This window comes from Klebsiella sp. 10-1 (genome assembly GCF_009758445.1).
Classification (GTDB): Bacteria; Pseudomonadota; Gammaproteobacteria; order Enterobacterales; family Enterobacteriaceae; genus Klebsiella; species Klebsiella scottii.
Genome location: NZ_WQRE01000002.1, coordinates 433670 through 459120 on the forward strand (window position 1 = coordinate 433670; position 25451 = coordinate 459120).

The window sequence follows — 25451 nt, forward strand, 5'->3', positions numbered from 1 at the left end:
TTTATTTGCTCCTTATTTTTCTAAGTAACATCATTGTTAAACGGTAAAGAACAGTTGTTATAGAAAAAACAACGATTACAGATATATAAAAATAGAGATCATAAAAGTTGTCGGCTCCAACCTCTCCAGGCCCGTAAACTATATGCCCAATCTGGCTGGCTAGTTCATGGCTCATCCATGTTTCAGGATTTCCGAGTGTGCGACCAACAACCAAAGATAAAAGGATGTAAAATGCTACTTTGATAACTCTACGGGCAAGTGTTCGAGCCATTGGCTACCACCTCAACCCAACCACGAGCCATAAGAGAACGCATACAGGGAACCTGAATAGGGGATGTGTTTATTTAATAGCGCGTTTCGGATGGTGGCAAAATCTGAGCTATGAGCTATCGTTATGCAACCTTCAGAGACAGTGCCAGGGTGAAGCCGAAACAATCCACTGTGAACATTGTTTATCCAGGTACCATCATCAATGCCCCAATCATCCTTATACAAAGCAAACCATTCATCACGCCCAAACTCGGTTCCGTAGTACATCTTATTGAATAAGTCTTGCGCTTTAGCCTTCGCCCACGATCCTAAACCACCTGATCCACGTTCAACTATCCAGTATTTGCCAGGTGGAATCGGGCCATTATCGGGTACGGCTCCACAGCCGCCCTTATTGCGATATATGCCTTTGCCAGAGTGGGCCATGAACACACCCACGCCGTACAGGTTGAAAGGTGCATAATCTGCCCCGTTCAGTATCAACTTTCCTTGTAGAGCCACAATAACCCTTTATTTAACATAGGTATTGATCGTTAATCGTACACCTACGCAATCGGATACGGGAAAGATATCTTCAAAGAAATTTCTGATTTTAGGCAATAGAAGCCATAAAGCCCCGTTAGTGGTAAGGAGACAAGTGGAGCGTAGCGACTTCATCAGATTGCCAGAGGGATCACGCCTTATCGGGTGCTCGTGTACCGTTAGGAGCGTGAGCGAAGCGTTGGCAGAGCCGGTTCTGTAGCTACCGGGGCGTTCCACTATTCACCTGTTTACGTGGCTCATAGAGCCACACATCGGGCTTAAATGCATGTAATCAATCTGCTTCGGGAATTGTGCCAGGCCAGGTATACGGCTTTTTGTTCGTTGTTGTGCTATCGCGGTAAGAACCCGGAACCACCGCCAGCGTGGTGGTATGCTCCCCATATACCACAGACCAATCACGCGACAGGTGCGGGCGTAGTTCAACGGGTAGTTAAAGTTGTACCTGTAAAGCAGGGCAACGTAACTAACTGAATAATCTAACTTGTTGATGATGCAGGAGATCTGGAGCGGGCGAAGGGAATCGAACCCTCGTATAGAGCTTGGGAAGCTCTCGTTCTACCATTGAACTACGCCCGCAAAGAGGTGCGAGGGTCATTATAGACCTTACGCACCGTCTGACAAGACTGAACCATGCTAACTGCTGATAAAATAACCCGTTAGCACTTAGGCTTACTGCCCTGCGGCGGTAAATAGCGCTGCGGATCGATGGCCGTTGCCCGGTAGCGTATCTGGAAGTGCAGACGCACGGAGTCGGCATCGGTGCTGCCCATCGTGGCGATCTGCTGGCCTATCTTCACGCTCTGGCCGTTATTGACCATCATTTTATCGTTATGCGCATAGGCGCTGATGTAATCATCGCTGTGCTTAATCATGATCAGATTACCGTAGCCGCGCAGCTGGCTGCCGACGTACACCACCTTCCCCGTTCCGGCCGCATACACCGGCTGGCCGCGCGTACCGGCGATATCAATTCCCTTATTGCCACCATCGTTTGAGGAATAAGGCAGGATGACCTTACCGCTGGTCGGCCAGCGCCAGCAGCGCTGTCCTACCGGCGGCCACGATACCGGCGGCAGGGCGGCCGGCGACTTAGCCGCAGCGGTGCGGGTCGCGCTGCTTTTCTTAGCGGCCTTTCCGGCGCTCGCTCCCGATGCGCTGTTCAGCTTCAGGCGCTGTCCCACTTCAATGGTATAAGGCGGCGAAAGATTATTCAGCCGGGCCAGATCTTTGACGCTGGTGCCGGTGGTGCGGGAAATTCGGTACAGCGTATCACCGCGTTTGACGGTATAGGCGGAACCAGAATCAGATGAACTGGAGCATCCGGCAATCACCAGGCTGCTAACCAACATCATCGTGATATAAAAGCGTTTTCTCATCAGGCGTCCTGCACTCAACACAAACTCTCACCTCGTCAGAATGGACGAATATCATACCAGCCCATAGCCGGATCCCCAATCGATACGCCTCTTATCCTTAAGGATTAAACGCCCGGCGGAAAGCGGCCAATATAGCGCCTTCCCGCCGTCCGCGAGGAGCCTGGGCTTGTTTTGATAATGCCTTTCGTCCGCAAATGATCTACCCTAACGGCCTGAGTACATGGCCCGGCGGGTTTGTACCGGGTCATTTTTTATTTTCAGGAGTCGTCATGACCGGGGAACACGTCATTTTGCTGGACGAGCAGGATAAGCCAGCCGGCATGCTGGAAAAGTATGCCGCTCACACCTTAGATACCCCACTACACCTCGCGTTTTCCTGCTGGCTGTTTGATGAACGGGGCCAGCTGCTGGTCACCCGGCGTTCGCTGGAGAAGAAAGCCTGGCCGGGCGTGTGGACCAATTCGGTCTGCGGGCACCCTCAGGAGGGCGAAACGTTCGAGCAGGCCGTCACGCGGCGCAGCCGCTTTGAGCTCGGCATCGAAATTACCGGCATCGCGCCGGTCGCGCCTCGGTTCCGCTACCGGGCCGTCGCCCCCAACGGCATCGTCGAGAACGAAGTTTGCCCGGTATACGCCGCCCGCGTCACCGGCCCGCTGCGGCCGAATAGCGATGAGGTTATGGACTATCAATGGTGCAGGCTGGAGGATCTGCTAAACGCGCTGGCGATAACGCCGTGGGCCTTCAGCCCGTGGATGGTGCTGGAGGCCACGGATGAGGACGCCCGCACGGCGCTGCAAAAATACGTTGCGTCACTGAGCTGAGCTTCGCCTCATACGGCCATCGCGCAGGATCGCGGCGCACCAATAAAAAACCCCGGCACGCAGGCCGGGGTTTTATCATTCGCGATCGGTCTTATTTAACCGGGCGCATTGCCGGGAACAGGATCACGTCGCGGATGGTATGGCTGTTGGTAAACAGCATCACCATGCGGTCGATACCAATGCCCAGGCCAGCGGTCGGCGGCAGGCCGTGCTCCAGCGCGGTCACGTAGTCTTCGTCGTAGAACATCGCTTCGTCGTCGCCGGCGGCTTTGGCGTTCACCTGATCGAGGAAACGCTGCGCCTGGTCTTCAGCATCGTTCAGCTCGCTGAAGCCGTTACCGATTTCACGTCCGCCGATGAAGAACTCAAAGCGGTCGGTGATTTCCGGGTTGTCGTCGTTACGACGCGCCAGCGGAGAAACCTCAGCCGGGTACTCGGTGATGAAGGTCGGCTGAATCAGGTGCGCTTCGGCCACTTCTTCAAAGATCTCGGTCACAACGCGGCCCAGACCCCAGCTCTTCTCAACCTTGACGCCGACGGCGGCGGCAATCGCTTTCGCAGAGTCGAAGTTATCCAGATCCGCCATCTCGGTTTCCGGACGGTATTTCTTGATAGCCTCGCGCATGGTCAGCTTTTCAAACGGCTTGCCGAAGTCAAAGGTCTGATCGCCATAAGGCACCGCGGTGTTGCCGAGAATATCCTGCGCCAGGGTACGGAACAGGGATTCGGTCAGCTCGATCAGATCCTTATAGTCCGCATACGCCATATAGAGTTCCATCATGGTGAACTCAGGGTTATGGCGTACGGAGATGCCTTCGTTACGGAAGTTACGGTTGATCTCGAACACGCGCTCGAAGCCGCCGACAACCAGACGCTTGAGGTACAGTTCCGGCGCGATACGCAGGTACATGTCCAGATCCAGCGCGTTGTGATGGGTGATGAACGGACGGGCGGAGGCGCCGCCTGGGATCACCTGCATCATCGGGGTTTCAACTTCCATAAAGCCGCGACCGACCATGAACTGGCGAATGCCGGCCAGGATCTGCGAGCGCACTTTGAAGGTGTTGCGGGATTCGTCGTTGGAGATCAGATCCAGGTAGCGCTGGCGATAGCGCGCTTCCTGATCCTGCAGGCCGTGGAATTTGTCCGGCAGCGGGCGCAGGGCTTTGGTCAGCAGACGCAGCTCGGTGCAGTGGATAGACAGCTCGCCGGTTTTGGTTTTGAACAGCTTGCCGCGCGCGGCGATGATGTCGCCGAGGTCCCACTTTTTGAACTGCTCGTTGTAGACGCCTTCCGGCAGATCGTCACGCGCCACGTACAGCTGAATGCGGCCGCCGACGTCCTGCAGGGTCACGAAGGAGGCTTTACCCATGATACGACGGGTCATCATGCGGCCAGCCACCGAGACCTCAACGTTCAGCGCTTCCAGCTCTTCGTTTTCTTTCGCATCGAAGTCAGCGTGCAGTTGGTCAGAGGTATGGTCACGACGAAAATCGTTCGGGAACGGAATACCCTGCTCGCGCAGCGCAGCCAGCTTTTCACGACGGCTTTTCAGTTCATTATTAAGGTCAATTGCCGCGTCAGCGCCCTGTGCTTGTTGTTCAGACATGTTGGTTCCTCATAACCCTGCTTTCAGACTTGCTTCGATAAATTGATCCAGGCTGCCGTCAAGCACCGCCTGAGTGTTGCGGGTTTCCACCCCGGTGCGCAGATCTTTAATGCGGGAATCATCCAGCACGTAAGAACGGATCTGGCTGCCCCAGCCGATGTCCGATTTGGTATCTTCCATCGCCTGCTTCTCGGCATTTTTCTTCTGCATTTCCAGTTCATAAAGCTTGGCTTTCATCTGCTTCATGGCCTGGTCTTTGTTTTTGTGCTGTGAACGGTCGTTCTGGCACTGCGTGACTAACCCGCTTGGAATGTGGGTAATACGCACCGCGGATTCGGTACGGTTAACGTGCTGACCGCCCGCGCCGGAGGCACGGTAAACGTCAATACGCAGGTCCGCCGGGTTGATCTCGATGTCGATATCGTCATCGACTTCCGGGTAAACGAACGCGGAGCTGAAGGAGGTATGGCGACGGCCGCCGGAGTCGAACGGGCTCTTACGTACCAGGCGGTGAACGCCGGTTTCGGTACGCAGCCAGCCGTAGGCATAATCGCCGATAATCTTGATGGTCACGGACTTGATGCCCGCCACTTCGCCTTCAGACTCTTCGATAATTTCGGTCTTAAAGCCGCGCGCTTCGGCCCAGCGCAGATACATGCGCGTCAGCATGCTGGCCCAGTCCTGCGCTTCGGTGCCGCCGGAGCCGGCCTGAATATCGAGGTAGCAATCGGCGCTGTCGTACTCGCCGGAGAACATGCGGCGGAATTCAAGCTGAGCCAGCTTCTCGTCGAGCACGTTAAGCTCGGCGACGGCTTCGTTGAAGGTCTCTTCGTCCTCGGCTTCGACAGCCAGCTCCAGCAGGCCGGAAACATCTTCCAGGCCCTGGGACATCTGATCGAGGGTGTCAACGATGGCTTCCAGTGAAGAACGCTCTTTACCCAGCGCCTGTGCGCGCTCGGGTTCGTTCCACACGTCCGGCTGTTCCAGCTCGGCGTTTACTTCTTCCAGACGCTCTTTCTTAGCATCATAGTCAAAGATACCCCCTGAGAACGTCGGAGCGCTCCGTGAGGTCCTGAATACGGTTTTTTACCGGATTTATTTCAAACATGATCGATTTTCTTTTAATGGATTGGTCAAAATGCGGTGATAAGAGCGGAATTGTACCGGATCCCCGCTCTCTTTTATACACACTTCAGCCTTCAGGCGGCCTCTTTGTTGCCGGTTTTTTCATCAGACCGGCCAAAGATGGTCAATGATAAGCTGCAGGCTGCGGTTGCCGCGAAACTCGTTGATATCGAGCTTATAGGCCAGAGTGACTTCGCGCACGCCGTTATCCGGCCAAATCGAGGTATCGACGTTAAAGGCAATCCCGTCCAGCAGCGGCCCGCCGCCAACCGGCTCGACCATCACCTTGAGGTGTCGCTCGCCCACCAGACGCTGCTGCAGCAGGCGGAAACGGCCGTCGAACAGCGGTTCCGGGAACATTTGCCCCCACGGCCCGGCCTCACGCAGCATCTGCGCCACCTCCATGCTCATCTCCCCGACGTCCAGCGGGCCGTCGGAAACCACCTCCCCCTGCAGCAGCGCGGGGTCCAGCCACTCGGTCACCAGCTCGCCGAAGCGCTGCTGAAACTCCTCGAAGCGGGCCTCTTCCAGCGACAGCCCTGCCGCCATCGCGTGGCCGCCAAATTTGAGGATCAGCCCCGGGTTCAGCGTGTCGAGACGCTCCAGCGCATCGCGCATGTGCAGCCCCTGGATAGAGCGGCCGGAGCCTTTTAACAGCCCGTCGCCCGTCGGCGCGAAGGCGATAACCGGGCGGTGAAAACGCTCTTTAATTCGCGAGGCCAGGATACCGACCACGCCCTGATGCCACTGCGGGTGATACATCGCCAGCCCGCCGGGCAGCGCTTCACTGCTGCGTTCAAGCTGCTGGCACAGCGTGAGCGCTTCCGCCTGCATCCCCTGCTCAATCTCTTTGCGCGTCTGGTTCAAGGCATCCAGCTCGTTGGCCAGCACCCGCGCTTCGCCGGCGTTATCGCACAGCAGCAGCGCCACGCCGACCGACATATCGTCCAGCCTTCCCGCCGCGTTCAGCCGCGGGCCAAGGGCAAAGCCGAGATCGCTGGCCGCCAGCTTCTGCGGGTCGCGGTTGGCAATTTCCAGCAGCGCCTTAATCCCCGGACGGCACTTGCCCGCCCGAATGCGGCTCAGCCCCTGCCAGGTGAGGATGCGGTTATTAGCATCCAGCGGCACCACGTCAGCCACCGTTCCCAGCGCGACCAGATCCAGCAGCTCCGCGAGGTTAGGCGCGGCAATTCCCCGCGTTTCGAACCAGTTTTTATCGCGCAGGAAGGTGCGCAGCGCCAGCATCAGGTAAAACGCCACCCCGACTCCGGCCAGCGATTTTGACGGGAAGCCGCAGTCGCGCAGGTTCGGGTTGACGATAGCTTCCGCCGCCGGCAGCGTGTCGCCCGGCAGGTGGTGATCGGTAACCACCACCGGGATCCCCAGATCGTGCGCGCGATCGACGCCGCTATGCGAGGAGATGCCGTTGTCGACGGTCATAATCATCTGCGCGCCGCGGGCGTGGGCCTGATCGACCACTTCCGGGCTCAGACCGTAGCCATCTTCAAAACGGTTCGGTACCAGATAGGAGACGTTGCCGTAGCCCAGCGCGCGCAGCGCCAGCACGCTCAGGGCGGTGCTGGTGGCGCCATCAGCGTCAAAATCGCCGACGATTACAATATGCAAATCCTGCTGGAAGGCGTCGTAGAGCATCTCCACGGCTTTATCGATGCCGTTCAGCTGCGCCCACGGCAGCATGCCTTTAACGCCGCGCTCCAGTTCCTGCGCGCTGCGTACGCCGCGGCTCGCGTAGAGCCGCTGCAGCAGCGGCGAAAGGTCGGCGGGAAGCTCCGCGCCATCGGCCGCCTCACGGCGGCGCAGTTGTGTCTGTTGTTTCACGCGAATTATTTACCGCTGGTTTGTTTTTGATGCTCATCGAGGAAGGCTTTCAGCTCTTTCGGTCCCTGATAGCCCGGCAGCACGTAGCCGTTGCTCAATACCATTGCCGGCGTACCGTTGACGCCGAACTGCACGCCAAGCGTGTAGTGCTTGCTGATATCCACGCCGCAGCTGGCCGGCTGTACGCCTTTGCCGCCCATCGCGTCATCCAGGGCTTTATTGCGATCTTTGGCGCACCAGATGGCCTGCATATCCTGCTCCGTCTGGCTCTGCAGCCCCTGGCGCGGGAAGGCCAGGTAACGAACGGTGATGCCCAGCGCGTTGTAGTCGCTCATCTCTTCATGCAGCTTGTGGCAGTAGCCGCAGGTGATATCGGTAAAGACGGTGATGACGTGTTTTTCCTGCGGCGCCTTATAGATAATCATCTCTTTTTCCAGCGCGTTCAGCTTACCCACCAGCAGCGAGTTAGTGACGTTAACCGGCTGGGCGCCGCTGACGTCATACATCGGTCCCTGAATTACGTGCTTACCGTCGTCGGTCACGTACAGCACGCCGCTGTCGGTCAGTACGGTGCTCATGCCGCTAACCGGCGAAGGCTGAATGTCCGTGCTCTGCACGCCCAGCTTGGCCAGCGACTGCTTGATCGTCGCGCTGTCGGCGTGCGCTGCGCCGGAGAGCGTTGCCGCCAGCAGGGTGAACATCAGTAAACCTTTTTTCATACTCAATCCTTTTTATTCAGCACTCACGCCCGCGGGTGGTGCTGTTGATGAAGTTGTCTCAGACGCTCGGTCGCCACGTGGGTGTAAATCTGCGTCGTCGAGAGATCGCTGTGTCCTAACAGCATCTGCACCACGCGTAGGTCAGCGCCATGATTTAGCAAATGCGTCGCAAACGCGTGACGTAAAACGTGCGGGGAGAGCTTCGCGCTGTCGATCCCCGCCAGCACCGCGTAGTGCTTAATTCGATACCAGAAAGTCTGTCGGGTCATTTGCTGCGCGCGCTGGCTGGGAAAGAGCACATCGGAAGCTACGCCGTTCAGCAGCCAGGGACGTCCGTACTCAAGGTAGTTCTCAACCCACAGCACCGCCTCTTCGCCGAGCGGCACCAGCCGCTCTTTGTTGCCTTTCCCCACCACCCGCAGCACGCCCTGGCGCAGGCTGATATCGCTCATCGTCAGGCCCACCAGCTCCGAGACGCGCAGGCCGGTGGCATACAGCACCTCCAGCATGGCCTTGTCGCGCAGCTCCAGAGGCTGCTCCACCAGCGGCGCCTGCAGCAGGCGGTCCACCTGCGCTTCGCTGAGATCTTTCGGCAGACGCTGCGGCAGCTTTGGCGACGCCAGCAGCGCGCTGGGATCGTCGGTACGGATTTTTTCCCGATACAGATGCTGGAAAAAACGGCGCACCGCGCTTAGCAAACGCGCGGTGCTGGTGGCCTTATAGCCGCCGGTTTGCCTTTCGGCCAGCAGCGACTGGAGGTCCTCCCCGCTGACGCTGACAAGCGTCAGCCCGCGATGATGCAGCCATTCCACGACCATCGTCAGGTCCCGACGGTAGGCGCTCAGCGTATTTTCCGCGAGGTTGCGCTCCAGCCACAGGGCATCAAGAAACTGTTCGATTTGTGCCAGATCCTGTTCCACATCGGCCTCTTTGCTCGTTAAATCGTCCCCAGTATACCCAAATAAGCCGCACGACTGGACAAAAACGGCGGCGACGGGCTGCCTGAAGTATGACGGGTATCATCACCTTTCTGGTAGACTAGACGCAAAGTCACAGCATGAATTGAGATGTTTACGCAATGAACATAGGCCTTTTTTACGGTTCCAGTACCTGCTACACCGAAATGGCTGCGGAGAAAATCCGCGATATTATCGGCCCTGAATTAGTGACCTTGCACAATCTGAAAGATGACTCCCCTGAGCTGATGACCCGCTACGACGTGCTGATCCTCGGCATCCCGACCTGGGATTTCGGCGAGATTCAGGAAGACTGGGAGGCTATCTGGCCGCAGCTCGGGACGCTGGATCTGCAGGATAAGATAGTGGCGCTGTACGGCATGGGCGACCAGCTGGGCTACGGCGAGTGGTTCCTCGACGCGCTGGGCATGCTGCACGACAGGCTGGCTACCCGGGGCGTGAAGTTTATCGGCTACTGGCCGACCGAAGGCTATGAGTTCACCAGCCAGAAGCCGATCGTCGCCGATGGCCAACTGTTCGTTGGCCTCGCGCTTGATGAAACGAACCAGTATGACCTGAGCGACGATCGTATCCAGAGCTGGTGCGAGCAAATCCTTGGGGAAATGGCCGAACAGTTCGCCTGATTTTAGCGGCGAGCCTGACGCGCCAGGCTCTTAGTCCTGCGCCGGTTTGTGCAACACCAGCCGGCGCAAATCGCGCCACTCCCTCGCATCCATGCTATCAGCCGCCACCCACAGGTGCTGGCTGCGACGCGTTTGCGTATGGCGCAGACGCAGCAGCATCCCGCTGTTGATCACCCACGGTATGCCGACGATCTCCCACTCCGCTTTTTGCCAGCGCAGTCGGGAATCGGTCATCAGCTTTATTTCTCCCTGGCAGGCGTGGATCCGCCGCTGGCTGCGTACGCAGTCAAACACCACCAGAGAGAGCAGCAGTAGCCATAGCGGGGTGTAGCTGAGCGGCCAGGGCATCAGCAGGACGATAGCCGCCACCACGCCGTGGAGCAGCAGCGAGAACCACTGCGAACGCCAGGAAATGCGTAAATCAGATTGCCACAGGACCACGTTCCCGATTCCGAGTCTGGATTAATTTTACCATCCGCTGCAGCTGCGCGTCGGAGGGTTCGCCGTGATTCATCAGCCAGTTGAACAGATCCGGGTCGTCGTTTTCTAACAACCGGATGAACAGCAGCTTGTCTTCATCGCTGAGCGTATCGTACTCATACTCGAAAAACGGCATAATGGAGATGTCGAGTTCACGCATACCCCGGCGGCATGCCCAGTGGATGCGGGCTTTATTATTAATGTCCATGTTATCCTTCCAGCGTAAAGGGATATACCCGTCATACTTCAAGTTGCATGTGCGTTAGCCGCGTTCGTTCCCCCCAGTCACTTACCCGAGTAAGCTCCTGGGGACTCGCTCACTTGCCGCCTTCCTGCAACTCGAATTATTTAGGCTATAGGTTAGTTTAACCCGTTTTTAGCACTTACTTTACAGCATTATCGAGAAGCGCGAGCAGCATTCCACAAAAACCGTAAATTTATTATGGTTTTATCCATTTCCTTCGTTCGCCTCCTTACGCCCTTAGGGCACAAATGGCCTGCCGAAAGCGCTTGCATTGCACCATAGCTCTTTTACCATTAGTCATTCACTCTGCGTTAAGCTATTCAGGACATGACTATGGCTTTTACACCTTTTCCTCCACGTCAGCCCTCTTCTTCCGCGCGGCTGCCGTTAACGCTGATGACCCTGGATGACTGGGCGCTGGCGACAATCACCGGTCAGGATGCGGAGAAATATCTGCAGGGGCAGATCACCGCTGATGTCAGCGCGCTGACTGACGATCGCCACCTGCTGGCCGCGCACTGTGACGCCAAGGGTAAAATGTGGAGCAACCTGCGCGTGTTTCACCGCGACGGTGGCTTCGCGTGGATTGAGCGCCGCAGCCTGCGCGACGCGCAGCTGACCGAACTGAAAAAGTACGCGGTGTTCTCTAAAGTGACCATCGCCGCGGATGATGAACACGTCCTGCTGGGCGTCGCCGGTTTCCAGGCCCGCGCCGCGCTGGCTCCGCTGTTCAGCGAACTGCCGAATGCCGATAAGCAGGTGGTTACCGACGGCGCGACCAGCCTGCTGTGGTTTGCGCATCCGGCGGAACGTTTCCTGCTGGTTACCGACGCTGAGACCGCCATCCGGGTGACCGAAGCCCTGCGCAGCGATGCGCAGCTGAATAATAGCCAGCAGTGGCTGGCGCTAAATATTGAAGCGGGTTTGCCGGTCATCGATAGCGCCAACAGCGCGCAGTTTCTGCCGCAGGCCACCAACCTACAGGCGCTGGGCGGCATCAGCTTTAAAAAAGGCTGCTATACCGGGCAGGAGATGGTCGCCCGGGCAAAATTCCGCGGAGCCAACAAGCGGGCGCTGTGGTCTCTGACCGGGAAAGCCAGCCGCGTTCCGCAGGCCGGGGAAGATCTTGAGCTGCAGATGGGCGAGAACTGGCGCCGAACCGGCACCGTGCTGGCCGCCGTACAGTTAGATGATGGTCATCTGCTGGTACAGGTGGTGATGAATAACGACATGGAGGCGGACAGCGTGTTCCGCGTACGCGATGATGCCGGAACGTTAAGCATCACCCCGCTGCCGTACTCGCTGGAAGAAGAGTAGCTTTCCGTTCGCGGATAATGGCGCCAGCGCTCTGCGCTGACGCTACTATCCACGCGACCCACGCGACCAAACCTTCGCCGCGCCCGGGCAGGCTGATTTATTTAAACCTGCCCGACGTACAGATAGATCGCCAGAAAGTGACAAACGCTGCCGCCGAGAACAAAGCCGTGCCAGATGGCATGGTTGTAGGGTATCCGCTTGCAGACGTAGAAGATAACCCCCAGCGAATAGACGATCCCCCCGACCGCCAGCAGCGTCACCCCGCCAACCGCCAGCTTAATCGCCAGCTGATAAACCACGATTAGCGACAGCCAGCCCATCGTCAGATAGGTGACCAGAGACAGAATTTTAAAGCGGTGCGCGATGGTCAGCTTAAACAAGATCCCCAGCAGCGCCAGGCTCCAGATAACGATCATCAGGCCGCGCGAGAGCGGCGAGTTGAGCCCCACCAGCAGAAAAGGAGTATAGGTACCCGCAATCAGCAGATAAATGGCGCAGTGGTCGAATTTTTTCAACCATAGCTTCGCCCGCTGATGCGGAACCGCGTGATAAAGCGTAGAGGCGAGGAACAGCAAAATCATGCTGCCGCCGTAGAGGCTGTAGCTGGTAATCGCCATAGCGCTGGCGTTAGCGTCCACCGCCTGCACCAGCAGCAGCACCAGGCCAACGATACCAAACACCAGCCCAATCCCGTGACTGATGCTGTTGGCAATTTCCTCTGCCAGAGAATATCCCTGGGTGATTAATGGTTTGCGAACCATATTTGACTCCGAAAACGTGAAAGCTTTCAACGCTCACCTAGGGTAACTGAGAATGATTCCAGTGAACACCTGTTAGCTAAAATAAAACGATGAATATTTGTAAGTAGTTTAAAATCATAATGTTACATCAAAATTTCACCTAACAGTCGTTCGCTATTTATCAAAGCAGTTTGAATTCAATGACATAAAACTGGTCTTCATCCGGGTAGATCTCCGCGATGACCTGCCGCAGCTGCGCGAGGGTCATATTTTCCTGCTGTGCATGCCGTTCGCTCAGCGTCGCCAGGGTTACCGTTGAGGTTGCGACCACGCTAATCGTGCAAAAATAGCCGTCATCTTCATAGCGCCCGACGCGCAGCACGTCCCCGACTTTGAAATGCGACTCCGCGGCATTGCGGATGGTGATCGTTTTGCGGCCGCTAAGGATGTCGTCCTGAAAGCGCTGAAAAAAGGTTATGTCATTCGGCTGCATGATATCATTCCGTCCTGGTCATTCTGAATTGTGAGTTATTACTGTGAGTATGTTCTCCCACGCCGCTATTGCCAGTCTCAATAATCTTGAGATGATGGTCTACCACTACGTCATTAAGAATCGTGACAAAGTGATGTATATGACCATCCGCGAGCTGGCGGAAGCCGCCGGCGTTTCCACCACCACCGTGCTGCGTTTCTGCCGCAAGCTGCAGTGTGAGGGGTACTCAGAGTTTCGCATACGCTTTAAATTATATCTGGAGCAGAATGAGCCTCAACAGGCAAATATCGGCGCCAGCGAAATTATGAGCTTTTTTAAAAGCGTCAATAACGATGAATTTGATGATTTACTCGAACGCGCTGTGGATATTATCCTCGCCTCAGAGCGTATTATTTTCGTCGGTGCCGGAACCTCCGGCGCGCTGGCGAAATATGGCGCACGGTTCTTCTCCAACGTCGGGAAATTCAGCAACCATATCGACGATCCCTATTTTCCGGTGACTAACGATATGGCGCGCAACGCGCTGGCAATCGTCCTCTCCGTTTCCGGTGAAACCGAAGAGATCCTGCGCTTTGCCGGCCAGTTCAGCCTGCATCGCTGTAAAGTGATGTCGATAACCAGCCACGAACACTCGCGGCTGGCGAAGCTGGCTGATTTCAACCTCTCCTGGCACATACCGCAAACGCGCATCGGCGGCGTCTACGATATTACGACGCAAATTCCGGTTATTTATATTCTTGAAAGTCTGGGGCGTAAATTAGCCCGCAAAATAGCCTGAAAATAACACCCTGTTTTTTCGATGTAACATATTCCAGGCGCAGGAAATTGTTATATCGTGACATTTATATGCTCTTTGCTAGACTCGAAAACAACGAAACATCAGACGAGATTAGCAACAATGAAAAAAATACCCTTAGCGAAAGATTTTTTATGGGGCGGCGCGGTCGCGGCGCACCAGGTGGAAGGCGGCTGGAATAAAGACGGCAAAGGCCCGAGCATTTGCGACGTGCTGACCGGCGGCGCCCACGGCGTGCCGCGCGAGATTACCCACCAGGTAGAGCCGGGTAAATATTACCCGAACCACGAAGCCATTGATTTCCACGGCCGCTACAAAGAAGACATCAAGCTGTTCGCCGAGATGGGTTTCAAATGTTTCCGCACCTCCATCGCCTGGACCCGCATCTTCCCGCTCGGCGACGAAACTCAGCCGAACGAAGAGGGGCTGAAATTCTATGACGACATGTTCGATGAGCTGCTGAAGTACAACATCGAACCGGTTATCACCCTCTCCCACTTTGAAATGCCCCTGCACCTCGTGCAGCAGTACGGCGGCTGGACGAACCGTAAAGTCGTCGATTTCTTCGTGCGCTTTGCCGAAGTGGTCTTCGAGCGCTATAAGCACAAAGTGAAATACTGGATGACCTTTAACGAGATCAACAACCAGCGTAACTGGCGTGCGCCGCTGTTCGGCTACTGCTGCTCAGGCGTGGTCTATACCGAGCATGAAAACCCGGAAGAGACCATGTACCAGGTGCTGCACCATCAGTTCGTGGCCAGCGCGCTGGCGGTGAAGGCGGCGCGACGCATCAACCCGGAGATGCAGGTTGGCTGCATGCTGGCGATGGTCGCCCTCTACCCGTTCTCCTGCAAGCCGGAAGACGTGATGTTCGCTCAGGAGTCGATGCGCGAACGCTACGTCTTCACCGACGTGCAGCTGCGCGGCTACTACCCAACCTACGTGCTGAACGAGTGGGAGCGACGCGGCTTCAGCATCAGGATGGAAGAGGGCGATGAGCAGATCCTGCGCGAAGGCACCTGCGACTACCTCGGCTTCAGCTACTACATGACCAACGCGGTGAAGGCCGAAGGCGGCAGCGGCGATGCCATTTCCGGCTTTGAAGGCAGCGTACCGAACCCGCACGTTAAGGCCTCCGACTGGGGCTGGCAGATTGACCCGGTGGGCCTGCGCTACTCGCTGTGCGAGCTGTACGAACGCTATCAGAAGCCGCTGTTTATCGTTGAAAACGGCTTTGGCGCCTATGACAAGGTAGAAGAGGACGGCAGCATCAACGATGACTACCGCATCGACTACCTGCGCGCCCACGTTGAAGAGATGATAAAAGCGGTCACTTACGATGGCGTCGAGCTGATGGGCTACACCCCGTGGGGCTGCATCGATTGCGTCTCCTTCACTACCGGCCAGTACAGCAAGCGCTACGGCTTTATCTACGTCAATAAGCACGATGACGGTACCGGCGATATGTCCCGCTCGCGTAAGAAGAGCTTCAACTGGTATAAAGAAGTGATTGCCAGCAACGGCGAAAAGCTCTGATTTCATGCTCTGCCTCCTCCTCTCCCCTGCCGGGAGAGGAGTCCCCCCCGCCCGGACACGTCTTTACAGCTTCGCATTGCCAAAACGCTTCCACCCGCGAAGATAGGCCATGTGAATAACTGAGGCGATCATGATTAAGCGACAGCGAAAAGCCATTCTTCTTGTAGTCCTTGCCTGTCTGGTGGTGCTGGTATGCGCAGCGTATGGTGGGGCTGGAGAGGTGGCTGGCACGCAAAAAAATGGCGCTGCCGACGGTTAACGACCCCGACGGGCGGCTTTCAGGCCAGCGGGACGTACAGGTCACGCCAGCCCTGGAGGTGATTTCTCGCGGCGAGGTGAAATCCATCGCCACCGGCTGGAGCAGCGGCTGGGGAGTGCGCCTGCGGCTATGGCTGGCGTCATAACCTCATGAACCCGGGCAAAGCGCAGGCCGCCGCCCGTATTGCGCACTGGCCGGAGGTTATTTTCCTCCGGCCAGCTCAAGGAAGCTGCCGGTCACGTAGGAAGCTTTATCGCTCAGCAGCCAGGCGATCGCCTGGGCGACCTCTTCCGGCTGCCCGCCGCGCTGCATCGGCAGCGCCGCTTTCACCCGCTCCACGCGCCCCGGCTCGCCGCCGGAGGCGTGCATGTCGGTATAGATAAACCCCGGACGCACGCCGTTAACGCGAATGCCCTGCGCCGCCACCTCCAGCGACAGGCCGGTGGTCAGCGTATCGACCGCCCCTTTCGACGCGGCGTAATCAACGTATTCCCCCGGTGAGCCCAGACGCGCCGCCGCCGAAGAGACGTTGACGATGGCCCCGCCCTTGCCGCCGTGACGGTGCGACATCCGCTTCACCGCCTCGCGACAGCAGAGGAAATAGCCGGTGACGTTGGTGCTCAGCACCCGATTAATCCGCTCGGCGGTCAGGTCTTCAACAGAACTCTGCGTAAACAGAATACCGGCATTATTCACCAGCGCGCCCAGGGGTTCGCCAAGGCGGTCGATGCCGGCAAACATCGCCATCACCTGCGCTTCGTCGCTGATATCCGCGCGCAGCGCGATAGCCTTGCCGCCCTGGGCAATAATCTCATTCACCACTTCCGTCGCCGCGCTCACGTTGTGATGATAATTCACCGCCACGGTATAGCCTTCCTGCGCCAACAGCAGCGCCGTCGCCCTGCCAATTCCGCGGCTCGCGCCGCTAATCAGTGCTACCGTCATCGCATTCTCCCAAAAAATAAAGGCGCCGCAGCGCCTTTAAAAGATAGTCTAATCAGCTAATTACTGATATTCGCTCAGCGGAACGCAGGAGCAGAACAGGTTACGATCGCCGTAAACATCGTCCAGACGCTTCACCGTCGGCCAGTATTTATTCGCCAGGCCTGCCGGGAACACCGCCAGCTCGCGGGTGTACGGATGGCTCCACTCAGCAACCAGCTCGCCCTGGGTGTGCGGGGCGTTCACCAGCGGGTTATCCGCCAGCGGCCACTCGCCCGCTTTCACGCGATCGATTTCGCCGCGGATCGCCAGCATCGCCTCGATAAAACGGTCCAGCTCAACTTTGCTTTCCGATTCGGTCGGCTCAACCATCAGCGTACCGGCCACCGGGAAGGACATCGTCGGCGCATGGAAACCAAAGTCGATCAGACGCTTGGCAATATCCAGCTCGCTGATGCCGGTCTCTTCCTTCAGCGGACGAATATCCAGAATACATTCGTGCGCCACGCGGCCGTCGCGGCCGGTATAGAGCACCGGGAAAGCCTCTTTCAGGCGCGTCGCAATGTAGTTAGCGTTGAGGATCGCCACCTGGCTGGCCTGCTTCAGCCCTTCCGCGCCCATCATGCGGATATACATCCAGCTGATAGGTAAAATAGAAGCGCTGCCGAACGGTGCCGCGGAAACCGCGCCCTGACGGGTCAGCATGCCTTCAATTTGCACCACGCTGTGGCCCGGCACGAACGGCGCCAGATGCGCCTTCACGCCGATTGGGCCCATGCCCGGGCCGCCGCCGCCGTGCGGGATGCAGAAGGTTTTATGCAGGTTGAGGTGCGACACGTCCGCGCCGATAAAGCCCGGAGAGGTGATCCCCACCTGAGCGTTCATGTTCGCGCCGTCGAGGTAAACCTGGCCGCCGAAGCGGTGCACAATCTCGCACACTTCGCGGATGGTCTCTTCGTAAACACCGTGCGTTGACGGGTAGGTCACCATGATGCAGGAGAGATTTTCCCCCGCCTGCTCCGCCTTGAGGCGCAGATCCGCGAGATCGATGTTGCCGTTTTTATCACAGGCTACCACCACTACCTGCATCCCTGCCATCTGCGCGGATGCCGGGTTGGTGCCGTGCGCCGAGCTTGGGATCAGGCAGATATCGCGATGGCCTTCATTGCGGCTTTCGTGGTAGTGGCGAATCGCCAGCAGGCCCGCATATTCCCCCTGCGCGCCGGAGTTCGGCTGCATGCAGACGGCGTCATAGCCGGTCAGCTTCACCAGCCAGTCGGAGAGCTGGGCGATCATCTGATGGTAGCCTTCCGCCTGTTCCGCCGGGCAGAACGGGTGCAGCTCGGCAAACTCAGGCCAGGTGATCGGGATCATTTCCGCCGCGGCGTTAAGCTTCATGGTGCAGGAGCCCAGCGGGATCATCGCCTGATTCAGCGCCAGATCTTTACGCTCCAGCGAGTGCATGTAGCGCATCATCTCGGTTTCGCTGTGGTAGCGATTAAATACCGGGTGGGTCAGGATCGCATCGTCGCGCAGCATGCTGGCAGGGATCGAACGGCTGTCGAGCGCCACGTCTTTGTCCAGCGCATCGATATCCAGCCCGTGCGCGTCGCCAAGGATCGCGCGGAACAGGTTCAGCACATCCTGGCGGGTGGTCGCTTCATCAAGGGTGATACCGACCGCGTTGTGAATGTCGCTGCGCAGGTTAATTTCCAGCGCCTCGGCGCGCGCCAGCACCGCGGCTTTGTCGGCAACGTCGACGCACAGGGTGTCAAAGTAGTGCGCGTGGCGCAGCTTGAGCCCTTTCTTCTGCAGGCCATCGGCCAGAATATCCGTCAGGCGATGGATGCGGCTGGCGATACGCTTCAGGCCAGCGGGTCCGTGGAAGACCGCATACAGGCTGGCGATGTTGGCCAGCAGCACCTGGGAAGTACAAATATTGGAGTTCGCTTTCTCGCGGCGGATATGCTGCTCGCGGGTCTGCATCGCCATGCGCAGCGCGGTGTTGCCGGCGGCATCTTTCGATACGCCGATAATACGGCCAGGCATGGAGCGTTTGAATTCATCTTTTGCTGCAAAGAAGGCCGCGTGCGGACCGCCGTAGCCCATCGGCACGCCGAAACGCTGGGCGGAACCGAAGACGATATCGGCCCCCTGCTTGCCCGGAGCGGTCAGCAGCACCAGCGCCATAAAGTCGGCGGCGACGCTCACCACGACCTTGCGCGCTTTAAGCTCGGCAATCAGGCCTGAGTAATCGTGCACTTCGCCGGTAGTACCGACCTGCTGCAGCAGCACGCCGAAAACGTCCTGATGATCGAGCGCTTTTTCCGCGTCATCGACGATAACATCAAAGCCGAAGGTTTCCGCGCGAGTGCGGACCACGTCCAGCGTTTGCGGATGCACGTCGGCAGCCACAAAGAAGCGGTTCGCGTTCTTCAGCTTGCTGACGCGCTTCGCCATCGCCATCGCTTCTGCGCCGGCGGTTGCTTCATCCAGCAGCGAGGCGGAGGCGATATCCAGCCCGGTCAGATCGAGCGTGACCTGCTGGAAGTTCAGCAGCGATTCCAGGCGGCCCTGCGACACTTCCGGCTGATAAGGGGTATACGCGGTATACCAACCCGGGTTTTCCAGCATATTGCGCTGAATAACCGGCGGCAGCTGCACGGCGGTGTAGCCCATACCGATGTAAGACTTAAAGCGCTTGTTACGCCCGGCGATCGCCTTCAGTTCCGCGAGAGCGGCGAATTCCGTCGTCGCATCGCCGACCTGAGGCGGCGTTGCCAGCTGAATATCCTGCGGCACAATCTGGCCAATCAGGGCGTTAAGCGAATCGGCGCCAACGGTTTTCAGCATCTCCTGCTGTTGCTGAGCATCCGGACCGATGTGACGTTCAATAAAGGCGCCGCGGTTTTCAAGCTGACCTAAAGTCTGAGTCATGAGCGATGGTTCCTGAAACGTGCAGTGAATCGTAATTGTCTGACTGGTTCGCCCGGTGGAGCACTAATGCTCGCCGGGCTTTAATACGCAAAATCATTCACGCGGCGGGCAGCGACACCCCTGGTGCTGACAAAAGCCTGCGGCGTGAAGGATGGAGGTACTTACTCGTCTTCTAACAGCGCGGCGTAGGCCGTCGCGTCCAGCAGCGCCGCGACCTGAGCTTCATCGCTGGCTTTGATTTTGAAAATCCAGCCAGCGGCGTACGGTTCGCTGTTAATCAGCTCCGGGGAGTCGTTCAGCTCTTCGTTCACCGCAAGGATCTCGCCGCTAATCGGGGCATAAATATCCGAGGCCGCTTTTACCGATTCCGCAACGGCGCAGTCATCGCCGGCGTCAACGGCCGTCCCGACTTCCGGCAGATCGACGAAAACCATATCGCCAAGCAGCTCCTGCGCGTGCTCGGTGATGCCAACGGTGTAGGTGCCGTCGGCTTCTTTGCGCAGCCATTCGTGTTCTTTACTGTATTTCAGTTCTGCTGGTACGTTGCTCATCAATTCATCTCCAAAAGGGGGAATCACGCAACGGCTTTGCCGTTACGAACAAAAACGGGTTTAGTCACTTTTACCGGCATTTCGCGGTTGCGGATCTGTACAACGGCCGTTTCACCGATGCCTGCCGGTACGCGTGCCAGTGCAATACTGTAGCCCAGCGTAGGGGAGAACGTCCCGCTGGTGATAATACCCTCTTGCTGATTACCGTCAGCGTCGGTAAAGCGCACCGGCAGACCGCCGCGCAGCACGCCCTTCTCGGTCATCACCAGGCCAACCAGCTGCTCGGTGCCTTTTTCACGCTGCAGCTCCAGCGCCTCACGACCAATAAAGTTGCGATCGGCAGGTTCCCAGGCAATGGTCCAGCCCATATTTGCCGACAGCGGGGAGACGCCTTCGTCCATCTCCTGGCCGTACAAATTCATCCCGGCTTCCAGACGCAGCGTATCGCGAGCGCCGAGGCCGCAAGGCTTCACGCCCGCGTCCAGCAGGCTGCGCCAGAAATCTGCGGCCTGCTCTTTCGGCAGCGCAATCTCATAGCCCGCCTCGCCGGTATAGCCGGTGGTGGCGATAAATAACTCCCCCGCCTGCACGCCAAAGAACGGCTTCATGCCTGCGACGGCCTGGCGCTGCTGCTCGTTAAACAGGGTGGCGGCTTTCTCTTTCGCCTGCGGCCCCTGAACGGCGATCAGCGCCAGATCGTCGCGCACGGTTATCTCCAGGCCATAAGGTTCAGCCTGCTCGCCGATCCAGGCGAGGTCTTTTTCGCGCGTCGCGGAGTTAACCACAAGGCGGAAATAATCTTCCGTCAGGAAATAGACAATCAGGTCATCGATAACGCCCGCCGAAGCGGTCAGCATTCCGCTGTACAGCGCCTTGCCCGGGACGGTGAGTTTCGCCACATCGTTAGCCAGCAGATAGCGCAGGAACTCGCGAACCCGGCTACCGTGGAAGTCGACGATGGTCATGTGCGAGACGTCGAACATGCCGGCATCGCGGCGCACCGCGTGGTGCTCATCAATCTGGGAACCATAGTGCAGCGGCATCATCCAGCCGTGGAAGTCCACCATGCGAGCGCCGCACAGCGTGTGTTGTTCATACAACGGAGTCTGTTGAGCCATCTTTTCCTCGTCGAATAAAACGGAACCAGCTACTTTTTTTGGCGGCGATTTCGCCCCGCGAAATCCGGCATCGACGCCCTTCGCTGGCGCCGACGCAAACGTTACCTTTGGCCTGAACTTACCACCGAAACCGGCGTTAAACCATAAGGTAAATCAGGACATCACATTAGCTTATGACCAAATCTCGCCGAAAACTCTACAGAATTATTGACTGGTAAAAAGCGATTTATGCCACATAAAATTAACATAACAAAAGAACTAAGCAGGTGATGATGATATTTTATGCGAATAAACGGGCCTGATTTCTTTCACAAAAAAAGAGAGACATTAATAAAACTAATGCGAAAAAACGGGTGAGATTAGATTATTTCAAATGAGAGGGGGAAACCCGGCGCGAGGGCCGGGAGAGAGAAGTGTGACGCGCTTAACGTAACCAGGCCGGAAGGTCGTTTAGCCCCATCGCCTGGCGGATCAGCTGCGGCTTCACGCCCGGCAGCGTATCGGCCAGCTTGAGACCGATATCGCGCAGCAGCTTCTTCGCCGGATGGCTGCCGGCAAACATTTCGCGAAAGCCCTGCATCCCCGCCAGCATCAGCGCGGCGCTGTGCTTGCGGCTGCGCTCATAGCGACGTAGATACAGATGCTGGCCAATATCCTTGCCCTGGGCATGCAGGCGCCGGATCTCATCGATAAGCTCTGCGGCATCCATAAAGCCCAGGTTCACCCCTTGCCCGGCCAGCGGGTGGATGGTGTGAGCGGCATCGCCAACCAGCGCCAGCCGATGGGCGGCAAACTGGCGCGCATAGCGGCCGGTGAGCGGGAACACTTCGCGCTCGCTCTCAAGCTGGCACAGGCCAAGGCGGTTATCGAAGGCAATACTCAGCGCCTGATTAAACGTCGCCTCATCCGCCTGCTGCATCTGCTCCGCTTCCTGCGGCGATAGCGACCAGACGATAGAGCACAGGTGCGGATCGCTGAGCGGCAGGAAGGCGAGGATACCGTCGCCGTGGAAGGCCTGGCGCGCAATAGCCTGATGCGGATCTGCGGTACGGATAGTGGCCACCAGCGCGTGATGGCGATAGTCCCAGAACGTCAGCGGAATATCGGCTTTGTTGCGCAACCAGGAGTTGGCGCCGTCGGCGCCGACCACCAGCCGGGCGGTCAGCATGCTGCCGTCCTGCAGGCTGAGAAACGCTTCGTTCTCACCCCATGCGACCTGCTGCAGCTGCGCCGGGGCCAGCAGCGTGACGTCAGAACAGCGCTGCGCCTTTTGCCACAGCGCGTGGTGAACGACCGCATTTTCAATAATGTGCCCGAGATGGCTGAAGCCCAGGCTCTGGTCATCAAAGCTGATGCGGCCAAAGCTGTCTTTATCCCACACTTCCATACCGTGATAGCAGCTGGCGCGCCGGGCGATAATTGTTGGCCAGACGTCAAGCTTGCTCAGGAGCTTCTCGCTGGCGGCGTTAATCGCTGAGACCCGCAGCGCTGGCCGCGCATCGGCGCTCAACGGCTGTGGTTCAGCCTGCTCAAGTACGGCTACGCGCAGCCCGCTGCCCTGCAATCCGCAGGCCACCGCCAGCCCCACCATGCCACCGCCCACAATGGCCACATCAACACTTTGCACGTTCAACTCCTTAACGGGGGACCCAACCGAGGGTACGCTGCGCCAGCGCATCGCGCGCCGGAGTAAATAATTCCATCGCCATCAGGCCGACGTTACGCCCCGCTACCAGCGGCGCCCAGCGGTTGGCAAACAGATGAACCAGGCCATCGGTCACGCCGATAGTGGCGGACTTATCATCCGCTCGCCGCGCCTGATACTGGTCAAGCAAAGCATAATCGCCGGGATCGCGGCCGCTGGCCTGGGCCACAATTTCAGCCAGGCTCATCACATCCCGCAGGCCAAGGTTAAACCCCTGCCCGGCAATGGGATGCAGCGTCTGCGCCGCGTTGCCGACCAGCGCCAGGCGATGGGAAACCGCGCTGGTGGCGGTGGTTAGCGCCAGCGGATAAACGCTGCGCGCCCCGGCGTGGGTAATACGCCCCAGCCGCCAGCCAAACGCCTGCTGCAGCTCGTGGCAAAAACGTTCATCAGACCAGCTCAGGACGTCGTCATACCGTGACTGAGGATGGCACCACACCAGCGAGCAGCGGCCCTGCGACATCGGCAGCATCGCCAGGGGACCGTGCTCGGTAAACCGCTCAAAGGCGCGCCCCTCGTGGGGCAAAGCGGTGCTAACGTTGGCAATAATCGCCAGCTGTTGATAGGGCTGCTGCTGCCAGCTGATACCGCAGCGGGCGCCGATCGTCGAGCGCGATCCGTCCGCCGCCACCAGCAGCCTGCCGTCGATCGTTTCGCCGCTGTCCAGCGTGATGCTGACGCCCTCCTCCCATCGGCTGACGTTTTCTACTTTTGCCGGACAGTGCAAAGTAATACCCGGCGCATCGCGCAGTTGCGCAAACAGGCGCTGGCCGATGTCGTGCAGCTCGACGACCTGGCCCAACGCCGCAAGGCCATAGTCCTGCGCGTCCAGAGTGACAAACCCCGCGTGGCCGCGGTCGCTGACGTGCACGCGCTGAATCGGCGTCGCGCAGTCGGCGATCTCCTGCCAGATACCGACGCGCGCCAGCTGCTGGCAGGTTCCTGCCGCCAGCGCAATCGCCCTGGCGTCAAATCCAGGATGCTGAGAAGAGTCCGGCGCTGCCGCTTCCACCAGATGAACCGGCAGCGCGCCGTCGGTCAACCGGGAGATAGCCAGGGCCAGGGTCGCGCCGGTCATTCCGCCGCCAACGATCAGCACGCTCATGATCGCTGTGCCGCGGCCATCAGCGCTTCGATGTCGTCCGCGCTTTTCACCACTCCGGCGGTCAGATTTTCATTGCCGTCAGCGGTTATCACAATATCGTCTTCGATGCGGATACCGATACCGCGATACTGCGGCGGCACGTCGGCGTCCGTCGCAATATACAGCCCCGGCTCAACGGTCAGCACCATGCCCGGTTCGAGAACCCGCGAGCGGTCGACATCGTAGTTTCCGACATCATGCACGTCCAGCCCCAGCCAGTGGCTCAGGCCGTGCATAAAGAACGGGCGGTGCGCATTGTTAGCCAGCAGCTCTTCAACATCCCCTTTAAGGATGCCGAGGCGTACCAGGCCGACGACCATTATCCGCACGACTTTCTGATTTACCTCCTGAATAGAGGTTCCCGGGCGATAGAGCGTCAGCGCGGTTTCCAGCGATTCGAGGACAATGTCATAAATCTCGCGCTGGGCCGGACTAAATTTGCCGTTCACCGGGAAGGTGCGCGTGATATCGCCCGCATAGCCGCGGTATTCGCAGCCGGCATCGATCAGCACCAGATCGCCATCGCGCAGCTCGCACTCGTTTTCGGTGTAATGCAGAATGCAGCCGTTGTCACCGCCGCCAACGATGGTGTTATAGGAAGGGAAGCGGGCGCCGTGGCGGTTGAATTCATGAAGGATTTCGCCTTCCAGCTGATATTCGTACATCCCCGGCTGACATTTTTCCATCGCCCGGGTGTGGGCCAGCGCGGAAATTTCTCCGGCGCGGCGCAGCACATCAAGCTCTTCTGGCGATTTGAACAGGCGCATCTCATGCACTATCGGCCGCCAGTCGATGACGGAATTTGGCGCCTGCAGGTTCTGGCGCGAGCCTTTACGCAGCTTTTCCAGCGCCGTGAAGACGATTTTATCGGCGTAGGCATATTCGCCCTGCGCAAAATAGATGGCGTCAAGGCCGTTCAGCAGCTGGTATAGCTGCTGGTTAATTTCGCTGAATGCCAGAGCGCGATCGACGCCGAGCTTCGAGGGCGCGGCGTCCTGCCCAAGGCGACGGCCGAACCAGATTTCCGCCGTCAGATCGCGGACGCGATTAAACAGCACGCTGTGGTTATGGGTCTCGTCGCTTTTAATCAACACCAGCAAGGCTTCAGGCTCATTGAAGCCTGTGAAGTACCAAAAATCGCTGTTCTGCCGGTAGGGATATTCTGAATCTGCGCTGCGTACCGCTTCCGGCGCGGCGAAAATGAGCGCCGCGCTGCCTGGCTGCATCTGCGCTAACAGAGCCTGGCGACGAGAAAGAAATTCCTGCTGTGTCATGACGCCCCCTCAA

23 protein-coding genes, 1 tRNA gene and 3 pseudogenes are annotated in these 25451 nt (G+C 58.1%); 7 read left to right on the plus strand and 20 right to left on the minus strand.

Features of this window, described 5'->3' with window-relative positions; translation table 11 throughout:
• Position 1 precedes the first annotated feature (1 nt).
• The 4 genes and pseudogenes from GO007_RS10110 to actS all read right to left on the minus strand — a co-directional run bounded on the left by GO007_RS10110 (position 2) and on the right by actS (position 2189).
• Complete coding sequence (locus tag GO007_RS10110; protein WP_095099186.1) at positions 2-271, minus strand: hypothetical protein; 270 nt, start codon at positions 269-271, stop codon at positions 2-4.
• Positions 249-771 (minus strand): annotated as a pseudogene (locus GO007_RS10115) (DUF2778 domain-containing protein). The gene GO007_RS10110 and the pseudogene GO007_RS10115 overlap by 23 nt, the downstream one beginning before the upstream one ends.
• Before the next feature lie 544 nt (positions 772-1315).
• Positions 1316-1389: transfer RNA gene (locus GO007_RS10120), tRNA-Gly, on the minus strand.
• An 80-nt stretch (positions 1390-1469) separates the two neighbouring features.
• Positions 1470-2189, minus strand: a complete 720-nt coding sequence (actS, locus tag GO007_RS10125; protein ID WP_095099190.1) for an amidase activator ActS — start codon at positions 2187-2189, stop codon at positions 1470-1472.
• A gap of 269 nt (positions 2190-2458) precedes the next feature.
• On the opposite strand from actS, the gene idi reads away from it, so the two are divergent.
• Positions 2459-3010, plus strand: coding sequence for an isopentenyl-diphosphate Delta-isomerase (gene idi / locus GO007_RS10130; RefSeq protein ID WP_095099193.1), 552 nt, complete (start codon positions 2459-2461; stop codon positions 3008-3010).
• A gap of 91 nt (positions 3011-3101) precedes the next feature.
• Here the strand turns inward: idi and lysS are convergent, their stop codons facing one another.
• The 5 genes from lysS to xerD form a co-directional block, all read right to left on the minus strand.
• Positions 3102-4619, minus strand: a complete 1518-nt coding sequence (gene lysS, locus GO007_RS10135; RefSeq protein WP_095099195.1) for a lysine--tRNA ligase — start codon at positions 4617-4619, stop codon at positions 3102-3104.
• A gap of 9 nt (positions 4620-4628) precedes the next feature.
• A protein-coding gene (prfB, locus tag GO007_RS10140) for a peptide chain release factor 2 (protein WP_143350158.1) occupies positions 4629-5727 on the minus strand; the annotation gives its coding sequence in 2 pieces (ribosomal slippage) (positions 4629-5651 and positions 5653-5727; 1098 coding nt in all).
• Positions 5728-5849: 122 nt separating this feature from the next.
• A complete protein-coding gene (gene recJ / locus GO007_RS10145) occupies positions 5850-7583 on the minus strand; it encodes a single-stranded-DNA-specific exonuclease RecJ (RefSeq protein WP_095099197.1) in 1734 nt (577 codons plus the stop codon).
• 5 nt (positions 7584-7588) lie between these two features.
• Entirely contained in the window at positions 7589-8302 is a 714-nt protein-coding gene (dsbC, locus tag GO007_RS10150) for a bifunctional protein-disulfide isomerase/oxidoreductase DsbC (RefSeq protein WP_095099199.1), read from the minus strand.
• A 23-nt stretch (positions 8303-8325) separates the two neighbouring features.
• Entirely contained in the window at positions 8326-9222 is an 897-nt protein-coding gene (xerD, locus tag GO007_RS10155) for a site-specific tyrosine recombinase XerD (RefSeq protein WP_095099202.1), read from the minus strand.
• Between the two features lie 158 nt (positions 9223-9380).
• On the opposite strand from xerD, the gene fldB reads away from it, so the two are divergent.
• Positions 9381-9902 carry a flavodoxin FldB gene (fldB, locus tag GO007_RS10160; RefSeq protein WP_095099209.1) on the plus strand — a complete coding sequence of 174 codons (522 nt, stop codon included), beginning with the start codon at positions 9381-9383 and terminating at the stop codon, positions 9900-9902.
• A gap of 30 nt (positions 9903-9932) precedes the next feature.
• Here the strand turns inward: fldB and GO007_RS10165 are convergent, their stop codons facing one another.
• Together GO007_RS10165 and sdhE are read right to left on the minus strand one after the other, a co-directional pair.
• Positions 9933-10343, minus strand: a complete 411-nt coding sequence (locus tag GO007_RS10165; RefSeq protein WP_095099212.1) for a protein YgfX — start codon at positions 10341-10343, stop codon at positions 9933-9935.
• On the minus strand, positions 10324-10590 hold the full coding sequence (gene sdhE / locus GO007_RS10170; RefSeq protein ID WP_095099214.1) for an FAD assembly factor SdhE: 267 nt from the start codon (positions 10588-10590) through the stop codon (positions 10324-10326). Before sdhE ends, GO007_RS10165 begins: the two co-directional genes overlap by 20 nt.
• Positions 10591-10959: 369 nt before the next feature.
• Here sdhE and ygfZ point away from each other — a divergent pair, with 369 nt between their 5' ends.
• Positions 10960-11943: a tRNA-modifying protein YgfZ gene (gene ygfZ, locus GO007_RS10175; RefSeq protein ID WP_095099216.1), complete on the plus strand. Its 984-nt coding sequence runs from the start codon at positions 10960-10962 to the stop codon at positions 11941-11943.
• A 101-nt stretch (positions 11944-12044) separates the two neighbouring features.
• Here the strand turns inward: ygfZ and trhA are convergent, their stop codons facing one another.
• Both trhA and yqfB read right to left on the minus strand, forming a co-directional pair.
• A complete protein-coding gene (gene trhA / locus GO007_RS10180; RefSeq protein WP_095100095.1) occupies positions 12045-12704 on the minus strand; it encodes a PAQR family membrane homeostasis protein TrhA in 660 nt (219 codons plus the stop codon).
• A gap of 160 nt (positions 12705-12864) precedes the next feature.
• On the minus strand, positions 12865-13176 hold the full coding sequence (gene yqfB / locus GO007_RS10185) for a N(4)-acetylcytidine aminohydrolase (RefSeq protein WP_095099218.1): 312 nt from the start codon (positions 13174-13176) through the stop codon (positions 12865-12867).
• 49 nt (positions 13177-13225) lie between these two features.
• Here yqfB and GO007_RS10190 point away from each other — a divergent pair, with 49 nt between their 5' ends.
• The 4 genes and pseudogenes from GO007_RS10190 to GO007_RS10205 form a co-directional block, all read left to right on the plus strand.
• Positions 13226-13954: a MurR/RpiR family transcriptional regulator gene (locus GO007_RS10190; RefSeq protein WP_095099220.1), complete on the plus strand. Its 729-nt coding sequence runs from the start codon at positions 13226-13228 to the stop codon at positions 13952-13954.
• A gap of 120 nt (positions 13955-14074) precedes the next feature.
• Positions 14075-15508, plus strand: coding sequence for a 6-phospho-beta-glucosidase (locus GO007_RS10195; RefSeq protein ID WP_095099227.1), 1434 nt, complete (start codon positions 14075-14077; stop codon positions 15506-15508).
• 130 nt (positions 15509-15638) lie between these two features.
• Positions 15639-15725: pseudogene (locus GO007_RS10200) on the plus strand (copper resistance protein); the annotation flags it as partial.
• Positions 15715-15912, plus strand: a pseudogene (locus tag GO007_RS10205) (thioredoxin domain-containing protein); the annotation flags it as partial. The pseudogenes GO007_RS10200 and GO007_RS10205, both read left to right, overlap by 11 nt.
• Before the next feature lie 56 nt (positions 15913-15968).
• On the opposite strand, the gene GO007_RS10210 reads toward GO007_RS10205, so the two are convergent.
• The 7 genes from GO007_RS10210 to pepP form a co-directional block, all read right to left on the minus strand.
• The gene (locus GO007_RS10210) at positions 15969-16712 is read right to left on the minus strand and encodes an SDR family oxidoreductase (RefSeq protein ID WP_095099233.1); all 744 of its coding nucleotides are present in this window, start codon (positions 16710-16712) and stop codon (positions 15969-15971) included.
• Positions 16713-16772: 60 nt separating this feature from the next.
• Positions 16773-19646, minus strand: a complete 2874-nt coding sequence (gcvP, locus tag GO007_RS10215) for an aminomethyl-transferring glycine dehydrogenase (RefSeq protein WP_095099235.1) — start codon at positions 19644-19646, stop codon at positions 16773-16775.
• Between the two features lie 161 nt (positions 19647-19807).
• The gene (gene gcvH, locus GO007_RS10220; RefSeq protein WP_095099238.1) at positions 19808-20197 is read right to left on the minus strand and encodes a glycine cleavage system protein GcvH; all 390 of its coding nucleotides are present in this window, start codon (positions 20195-20197) and stop codon (positions 19808-19810) included.
• A 23-nt stretch (positions 20198-20220) separates the two neighbouring features.
• Complete coding sequence (gcvT, locus tag GO007_RS10225; RefSeq protein WP_095099242.1) at positions 20221-21315, minus strand: glycine cleavage system aminomethyltransferase GcvT; 1095 nt, start codon at positions 21313-21315, stop codon at positions 20221-20223.
• Between the two features lie 424 nt (positions 21316-21739).
• Complete coding sequence (ubiI, locus tag GO007_RS10230) at positions 21740-22942, minus strand: FAD-dependent 2-octaprenylphenol hydroxylase (RefSeq protein WP_095099245.1); 1203 nt, start codon at positions 22940-22942, stop codon at positions 21740-21742.
• A gap of 10 nt (positions 22943-22952) precedes the next feature.
• Positions 22953-24125: a 2-octaprenyl-6-methoxyphenyl hydroxylase gene (gene ubiH / locus GO007_RS10235; RefSeq protein WP_095099248.1), complete on the minus strand. Its 1173-nt coding sequence runs from the start codon at positions 24123-24125 to the stop codon at positions 22953-22955.
• Positions 24122-25438, minus strand: a complete 1317-nt coding sequence (gene pepP, locus GO007_RS10240) for a Xaa-Pro aminopeptidase (protein WP_095099251.1) — start codon at positions 25436-25438, stop codon at positions 24122-24124. Before pepP ends, ubiH begins: the two co-directional genes overlap by 4 nt.
• Positions 25439-25451: the final 13 nt, after the last annotated feature.

Bases quoted from the DNA above. Each gene is read 5' to 3' on its own strand.
- GO007_RS10110 (WP_095099186.1), bottom strand. From the start codon at position 271: ATGGCTCGAACACTTGCCCGTAGAGTTATCAAAGTAGCATTTTACATC.
- actS (WP_095099190.1), bottom strand. From the start codon at position 2,189: ATGAGAAAACGCTTTTATATCACGATGATGTTGGTTAGCAGCCTGGTG.
- idi (WP_095099193.1), top strand. From the start codon at position 2,459: ATGACCGGGGAACACGTCATTTTGCTGGACGAGCAGGATAAGCCAGCC.
- lysS (WP_095099195.1), bottom strand. From the start codon at position 4,619: ATGTCTGAACAACAAGCACAGGGCGCTGACGCGGCAATTGACCTTAAT.
- dsbC (WP_095099199.1), bottom strand. From the start codon at position 8,302: ATGAAAAAAGGTTTACTGATGTTCACCCTGCTGGCGGCAACGCTCTCC.
- fldB (WP_095099209.1), top strand. From the start codon at position 9,381: ATGAACATAGGCCTTTTTTACGGTTCCAGTACCTGCTACACCGAAATG.
- sdhE (WP_095099214.1), bottom strand. From the start codon at position 10,590: ATGGACATTAATAATAAAGCCCGCATCCACTGGGCATGCCGCCGGGGT.
- ygfZ (WP_095099216.1), top strand. From the start codon at position 10,960: ATGGCTTTTACACCTTTTCCTCCACGTCAGCCCTCTTCTTCCGCGCGG.
- trhA (WP_095100095.1), bottom strand. From the start codon at position 12,704: ATGGTTCGCAAACCATTAATCACCCAGGGATATTCTCTGGCAGAGGAA.
- yqfB (WP_095099218.1), bottom strand. From the start codon at position 13,176: ATGCAGCCGAATGACATAACCTTTTTTCAGCGCTTTCAGGACGACATC.
- GO007_RS10190 (WP_095099220.1), top strand. From the start codon at position 13,226: ATGTTCTCCCACGCCGCTATTGCCAGTCTCAATAATCTTGAGATGATG.
- GO007_RS10195 (WP_095099227.1), top strand. From the start codon at position 14,075: ATGAAAAAAATACCCTTAGCGAAAGATTTTTTATGGGGCGGCGCGGTC.
- GO007_RS10210 (WP_095099233.1), bottom strand. From the start codon at position 16,712: ATGACGGTAGCACTGATTAGCGGCGCGAGCCGCGGAATTGGCAGGGCG.
- gcvP (WP_095099235.1), bottom strand. From the start codon at position 19,646: ATGACTCAGACTTTAGGTCAGCTTGAAAACCGCGGCGCCTTTATTGAA.
- gcvH (WP_095099238.1), bottom strand. From the start codon at position 20,197: ATGAGCAACGTACCAGCAGAACTGAAATACAGTAAAGAACACGAATGG.
- gcvT (WP_095099242.1), bottom strand. From the start codon at position 21,315: ATGGCTCAACAGACTCCGTTGTATGAACAACACACGCTGTGCGGCGCT.
- ubiH (WP_095099248.1), bottom strand. From the start codon at position 24,125: ATGAGCGTGCTGATCGTTGGCGGCGGAATGACCGGCGCGACCCTGGCC.
- pepP (WP_095099251.1), bottom strand. From the start codon at position 25,438: ATGACACAGCAGGAATTTCTTTCTCGTCGCCAGGCTCTGTTAGCGCAG.